This window comes from Streptomyces sp. YS-3 (assembly GCF_045257485.1).
Taxonomy (GTDB): Bacteria; Actinomycetota; Actinomycetes; order Streptomycetales; family Streptomycetaceae; genus Streptomyces.
The window spans coordinates 1-6,296 of the sequence record NZ_JBJHPC010000427.1; the positions used below are offsets into that span (position 1 = coordinate 1).

Annotated in this window: 4 protein-coding genes and 1 pseudogene; 3 read left to right on the forward strand and 2 right to left on the reverse strand. The window is 66.9% G+C overall.

Annotated elements, in window-relative coordinates:
* Positions 1 to 65: 65 nt before the first annotated feature.
* On the forward strand, positions 66 to 458 hold the full coding sequence (locus ACJA3G_RS27175; RefSeq protein WP_406555679.1) for an SHOCT domain-containing protein: 393 nt from the start codon (positions 66 to 68) through the stop codon (positions 456 to 458).
* Between the two features lie 24 nt (positions 459 to 482).
* Here the strand turns inward: ACJA3G_RS27175 and ACJA3G_RS27180 are convergent, their stop codons facing one another.
* Positions 483 to 755 carry a hypothetical protein gene (locus ACJA3G_RS27180; protein ID WP_406555680.1) on the reverse strand — a complete coding sequence of 91 codons (273 nt, stop codon included), beginning with the start codon at positions 753 to 755 and terminating at the stop codon, positions 483 to 485.
* 1,026 nt (positions 756 to 1,781) lie between these two features.
* On the opposite strand from ACJA3G_RS27180, the pseudogene ACJA3G_RS27185 reads away from it, so the two are divergent.
* Positions 1,782 to 1,955: pseudogene (locus ACJA3G_RS27185) on the forward strand (IS701 family transposase); the annotation flags it as partial.
* Between the two features lie 377 nt (positions 1,956 to 2,332).
* Here the strand turns inward: ACJA3G_RS27185 and ACJA3G_RS27190 are convergent.
* Positions 2,333 to 3,592 carry an RICIN domain-containing protein gene (locus tag ACJA3G_RS27190; RefSeq protein ID WP_406555681.1) on the reverse strand — a complete coding sequence of 420 codons (1,260 nt, stop codon included), beginning with the start codon at positions 3,590 to 3,592 and terminating at the stop codon, positions 2,333 to 2,335.
* Positions 3,593 to 4,619: 1,027 nt separating this feature from the next.
* On the opposite strand from ACJA3G_RS27190, the gene ACJA3G_RS27195 reads away from it, so the two are divergent.
* The gene (locus tag ACJA3G_RS27195) at positions 4,620 to 6,146 is read left to right on the forward strand and encodes a hypothetical protein (RefSeq protein ID WP_406555682.1); all 1,527 of its coding nucleotides are present in this window, start codon (positions 4,620 to 4,622) and stop codon (positions 6,144 to 6,146) included.
* Positions 6,147 to 6,296: the final 150 nt, after the last annotated feature.

Here is a 6,296-nt window from a genome sequence, read left to right on the forward strand (position 1 = left end):
CCTCCGGAGTGCGACCTCGTCCTACCGAAGGTAGGAAGGGATCACCCCCGTGATCGGAGACAGGCATGGACGACTACCCACTCCTCAACCTCTTCTGGACGATGCTGTGGCTGTTCCTGTGGGTGATGTGGTTCTTCCTGCTCTTCAAGGTGGTCACCGACATCTTCCGCGACCACAGCCTCGGCGGCTGGGCCGAGGCGGGATGGCTGGTCTTCGTGCTCGTCCTGCCCTACCTCGGTGTTTTCGTCTATCTCATCGCCCGTGGACAGGGCATGGGACAGCGCGACGTGAAGCAGCTCAAGCAGCAGGAGGACGCGTTCCAGCAGTACGTCCGCAACGCGGCCGGAACCGGCGGGGGCGGTTCGGTGGAGGAGCTGAGCAAGCTTTCCGCGCTCAAGGACAAGGGCGACATCACTCCGGAGGAGTACGAGGGCGCCAAGGCCAAGGTCCTGGCGTGAGGCCGGTGGGCCGCCGCTCCCGCCTCAGGGCGATGGCGTGGGTCCCTCGATCTGCTCGCTGATCCACTGCATGCTGCTCGCGACCATCCCCTTCACATACGTCACAGCGTTGTGTCGGCCGCCCCGGATGACTTCGAGGTAGGTGTGGATCGGGCCCTTGTTCCCGTCGGTGGCGGTGTAGTCAGCGTCCCGGACGGAGCGCTTGATCTCCGTCTGGAGGCCGACGGAGTCGAACATATTGACCTGGTGTGCCGGGTAGGGGTGGCCAGGAGTGTCGCTGCCGTCAGAGAGATGCATCGCCGCATGAGCAGATCAACGCCACGAGCACGGGGGCACGTCACGGCCCATGCTGAAAGATCACCCGCCAGGTAACCGCCTGACGCGACCTTGTCGATCAGTTCAATCGGCTCGTTTTCAGTCCGGATGGACCGGGACTGTCAGACCCTGTCCGTAGCGTCGTCAGGTGAGCCTGGAGCGGCCGGGCGGGGACTGATGCCTTGGGGTTGGCAGTTCCGGCACAACTCCGGGGGCGCGCGACCTCGTGTCGCTGGCCATCTTCCCCGCGGCGCGGTTCCCCGGACCCGGCCGGGCGGAAGGCCAAAGCCATCGCGTTCACGATCTGCCGAGTGTCCAACGGCCCGCAAGATCATTTAGGTGGACATATAGCATTCCAAGCGGGCGATCTTCGCCCCACTATCACTGCCGCCGCCTTCGTGATTGCGGTACCCGCCTACGCTGCGGAAGCCCCGGCCAGGTCAGGACAGACGGCCGCCGCTCCGGAACCTCCTGGGTCAGGGGGTTCGTCGGTGCGGTCCTCGACCAGCTCTTCGGCCTGGACCCCCTGCACGCCTAAACTCCGGCCTCACAGTCCTTACGGGCCGACGTGGCCAGACCCGCGGTCTGAATTCCGTGGTGCAGGGGGAGGCCGGCCGCCCAGCTTCGCCGGGATGGCTTGTCGTGCCTCGCCCCCGGATCAGCACATCTACCAACTCATAGCTGATCAAGGGTCTTTCTGACTCCGGGAACTAGCGCGCCCGAGTTACTTCCAGAGCTGGTAGTTATGGTGGGCCACAGATGAACCGTGCGGCCTGTCTGGTCGGTTCCCCTTAGCGCTCCGGTGGGCATGTTGTGACAGACCCCGATCTCCGGACTGAATTCGAGGCTGCGCGCCCCGTCGGTGTCGGAGAACTCGAAGCGGCAGGTGCCTCCGCCTGGCGGGGGCCCCTATGACTTTGGTCAAGGGGTGACCAGGGTTGGTGGTTGGTAGAAGGTGCCGTCGCGGAGCATGGCGAAGGGGACGTCGGCCCTGCGGCGGGCGAGGCAGAGGAATGCGGCCTGGACGACTACCAAGTCCGCCGCTACCCCGGATGGCACCGCCACATGACCATGGCCCTGGCCGCTCACGCCTGCCTGACCGTCCTACGGGCCCGGGAACTCGACACCGGGAAAGCAGAAACGGATCCTCCCAGCTCATCCACCTCAGTCTCGCCGAAATAGGACGGCTGATCACCCGACTCACCGACCGCCGGCCCACACCCGTCGAGCACATCCTGCACTGGTCGACCTGGCGCCGACGACGACAACATCAAGCACGCACCAGCCACTACAAGCGGCGCGGACACAGCCCTTGAACTGGCCATCAGTCACGACAAGCACCGTTGCAGTACTAGGCCAGGCGGAGGGGTTCGGGGCGGAGGAGGGCGTCGAGGGCGGTGAGGCGTTCGCGCATGTCTTTGCCGGCGCCCTGGGCGAAGTGGGCCTGGTAGGGGAGGTTGATGAGGCACGGGAGTCAGTACTCCCGTCCTGCACACCCTCATCCGTTGATGGCCTGTGCCTCGACATCCGGACGGACAATGGGTTCCAAAGCCAGGCTCTCAGGCTCGGGTGAAGGTGAATGCCTGGCTGGAGTCTGTGGTGCAGGTGGTCTGCATGGCTTCGGCGCCGTCGGTGAGCGGGGGCAGGAAGCCCACGCACAGGCCGCTGTGGACGGGCCGGAGGCGGAAGCCGCTGCCGGAAGCTTCCAGGCGGAACTTCTGGCTGTTGCTGTCCGCACAGTCTCGCGGTGCGATCAGGGCGCCGGGAGCGGCGGAGGATCCGTCTACGGCCAGGCAGCCGATTCCCTTGCCCGGGTCGGGGTTGTGCCACTGGATGCGGTAAGTGGGCCCGCTCAGCTTTTCTAGGTAGACGCGGGGGAGTGGGGCACTTGCGCATAGGTGCTGGACGGCGATTTCGCGGTCGGTGCGGCCGTTGCGTTCGCGTCCCTCGGTGAGGCAGAGGGAGGCTGAGGCTGCCGGGTGCATGAGGGTCCAACCGGCCGCTGGCAGCTGAGTGGGACCCGGCTCTGCGCTGTGGCTGGGGCGGGGAGCTGGCGTCTCCTTCTCCTGTTCGGCCGGGGAGACGGCGGGCCCGGCTTCGTCCGTCCGGCGCTCGCTGGCCGGAGGAGGAGGCTGCTTGGACGCGGGGCTGGAAGACTGTCTTGAGGTGGTGCTGGCAATGGTGGGGTCGTGGGGCTGGGCGCTCGGGGGCGTGCTGCCGGCGTGGTCATCGGAACCGTCGCCGGATGGCCATAGCGCCACCAATGCCAGTATCCCGGCGACGGTGCACGCGGTGATCGCGACCACTTGACCTCGCCGGCGCCGCTTGGACGGAGTGTTCGCTGGGCGGGTGGTGGTGTCGCCGGCCGGGGCTGTCGCTTCGCGCGATGTCGGTTCGCTGGCTGGGCCGGCGCCCGGAGTCTGTTCATCAGCTGCTGATTCCACCGGAGCCCGCACCGTTTTCTGCTGTGCGTCGTCGTGCTTGTCGGCGGTGGTCCGCTGTGCGTCCTTGTCTGCTGGAGCCGGCGGGGGTGCCGTCGTGCCGGGTATGGAAAGGCGTCTGCGGGCGTTCAGCCATGCGGTCACGGCTTCGTCGTCACCGCCGCACGCCCGTACGTAGGCGGCCAGGAGTTCGGCACGGGGCAGTTCGTCGCGGCTCAGGGCGGCGGCAATCGTCGCACGTGGCAAGACGCCGTCGGCGTCGTTAGCGTTCCGCTCCAGCTGGCGGTAACTGAGGTCCGCCCAACGGCGTAACTGCCGCATCAGCTCAACGAATTGTTCAGGGCTGTGTGCCGTTGCCGGATCGGGCCCCTGTCCCATCACCGCTCCCATACGTCGTAATTAGCAAGGGAGCTTAAAGGCATCCGATCCGTCCATCAGCACTTTGTTTCAGCATCGTTGTGCTGCCCGACGACCCGGTGCCGATTGCCTGCGAGGGCACCCGCCCGGGCTGTCGTGCGGGGGTCCGTCGGTGAGAAGTGGGTGACGGCGTGGGACTGCGCGGGGACGACTACGGTTCCGGGCCTGGTGGGGGGTGGACGGCACATCGGTTGCCGATGTACAGCCTGACGTGACCGCCGTAGAGCAGCCCGCGGTCACCGGGGCCAGACGGCTGCGTGTGGTGGCGGCCCCGGCATGGATCTGCCCAGGCGGTGAGAGGCAACGTCACGCGGCGGTCTGTCAGGGCGCAATCAGGACGTGTCGCCCGGCGGCGGCGCGAGTGCCGATGGCGCGGCCTCCGAGCCTGGGACGGATCAGGAGTCCCTGCTTCGCAAGGAATGCGCAATGCCTGCCCGGCGGTGCCCTGGAGCGTCCTGATGTAGGTGCTGACCTGGTCGGGAAGCGTCCCGGACTGTCCCGGACGCCTTGCTCCGTTGTGCCCGGGCCGCTGGCCCCCGACGCTTCTCCTACCGCTGCGCAGCCGCTCGACGGCGTGCATGGCGAGGGGCTCCTCCAGCAGTCCAGAACGGTGGAGTGAGGCCGCAAGACGAAGCTGCGGCGGCTCCGGCCGCCCTGCACCCACCTACTTCGCATCAGGAGGAATCCAGTGAACATCCCCTGGCGTTACCCCGGCTCCACCCGGGAGCGAACGGCCGACTGGCTGCTGCATCGGCAGCCGAGCAGCTGGCCCGCCCTCTTGCGGGCAGCCCTGGTGATGGTCGTTGCCGTGGTCGGCTTCGCTCTCATCGGGCCGATGGCAACGGCGACAGCCGATCCGCGCCCGCCGCATCCCGCCTCGAACTCCTCCGGTGATGAGCCCAGCCGCTTGCAAGGTCTGAAGTGGTTCATGTACGAGTCCTTGGTAGCGAGCGTGCTGGACCCTCACGACCCCCATTACAAGCCGAAGGTGGGTTGGCAGGCAGTCGTCCAGTTCGTTCTGAAGAAGATGGGAGGCGACAGCCTCAGCCTCTCGGTCTCTGATACACCGAAAGTGCTGGGGGGCGTACTGGAGTACCACCACCGGTCGCAGGGAACCCTGCCCGGGCTGCGAAAGCAACTGATCAAGGCCGCGGACGAGATCCACGATCTGCACCAGAAAGCTGAACAGGCCAAAACTCCCGCCAAACGGGAAGAGATCGTCAAGGACCTGGAGGCGGCGCGCAAGGCGTACAGGAACAGGTTCAAGCAGTACCTCAACCTCAAAGAAACCCAGCCGGACACCGACAGCGTTGAGACGAAGATCCAAGGCCTCGACAGGAAGATCAGCGACCTCAGGGACAAGGTCAGCAGCCTGGAGGAGGAGACGAAGAAGTCCCGTCCAGGCCGCCGGGAGAAGGTGCGGCAGCTGAAGGCGGCCCGAGCGAACCTGGCCGAGGCTGAGGCCGACCGCCGCCGGCTCCAGGGGCCGCCGGATGATGACAGCGACGCCGGAGGGACACGCACCACACCGCGCGACCCCAAGAAGCCCCCGAAGGGACCAGCCTCCACCGGCCCGGTCGCCACCACGGCCACGACGAAGGCGGCCACGCGGACCAGGACGGGCAAGAGCACGACCGCAACTGGCCCCACGACGTCGTGGAGGGCCACGACGTCCTTGAAAGGGTGGCGCGGCTTCCAGGCGCCGCGGACCGGCTTCCGGGGCAGCATGGGCACCAACCCGATGACCGAAGCCGCTGTCGGGGTCATCGCCGACGGCATCGGCCGGGACTACGCGGCCTATCTCGACCGCAGGGACCAGCGGCTGCTGGAGCAGGCACGTAACAACCCGGATCTGCGGAAGCGGATCATCGACGACTACAACGAGATCAAGGACAACAACGAAATCGAGGTCCTGTTCCGCTCCTTCGAGGACAAGGGATTCACGCAGGGCGCCACCCGCCACATCGCTCCCGAGCTGATCAAGATGCAGCACTCGCTCGACACGGCGAAGGCAGTCGCCGACAAGTCCAACGCGGACCGGCTGTATCAGCAGGCTCGCACGGAGTGCGGCGGCTACGACGCCTGCGTCACGGAGCGCGCCCACAAGCTGCGCAAGCAGACCGCGAAGGCGATCCAGGAGTCAACGAGGAAGGCGAAGAAGTCCAACGCCGACCCCCTGTACCAGCGGGCCCGCACGGAGTGCGGCGGCTACGACGCCTGCGTCACGGAGCGCGCCCACAAGCTGCGCAAGCAGACCGCGAAGGCGATCCAGGAGTCAACGAGGAAGGCGAAGAAGTCCAACGCCGACCCCCTGTACCAGCGGGCCCGCACGGAGTGCGGCGGCTACGACACCTGCGTCACCGAGCGCGCCCACAAGCTCCGGAGCAAGGGCAAGACACCCTCCATAACGACCACCACATCCCCTGAGCAGCACAAGCAGTCCCGCAAGGACAAGGCCCAGCCCAAGACCCCGGGCTACCGGGGGAAAGGCGGCATCAGGGCCTCGGCGGCCTGAGTCTGTGACTTGACACCGGGTCTGGGCATCCCGGCCCCGGACCCGGATGGTCGTCCACCCAGTAGCCCACGCCGCTCAGGGCCTTGTCGGAGGTGGTGGGGTGCGTCGTCTGGAAGTGAGCGTGTCTCGGGTGTTGGGGCGGGTACGGCT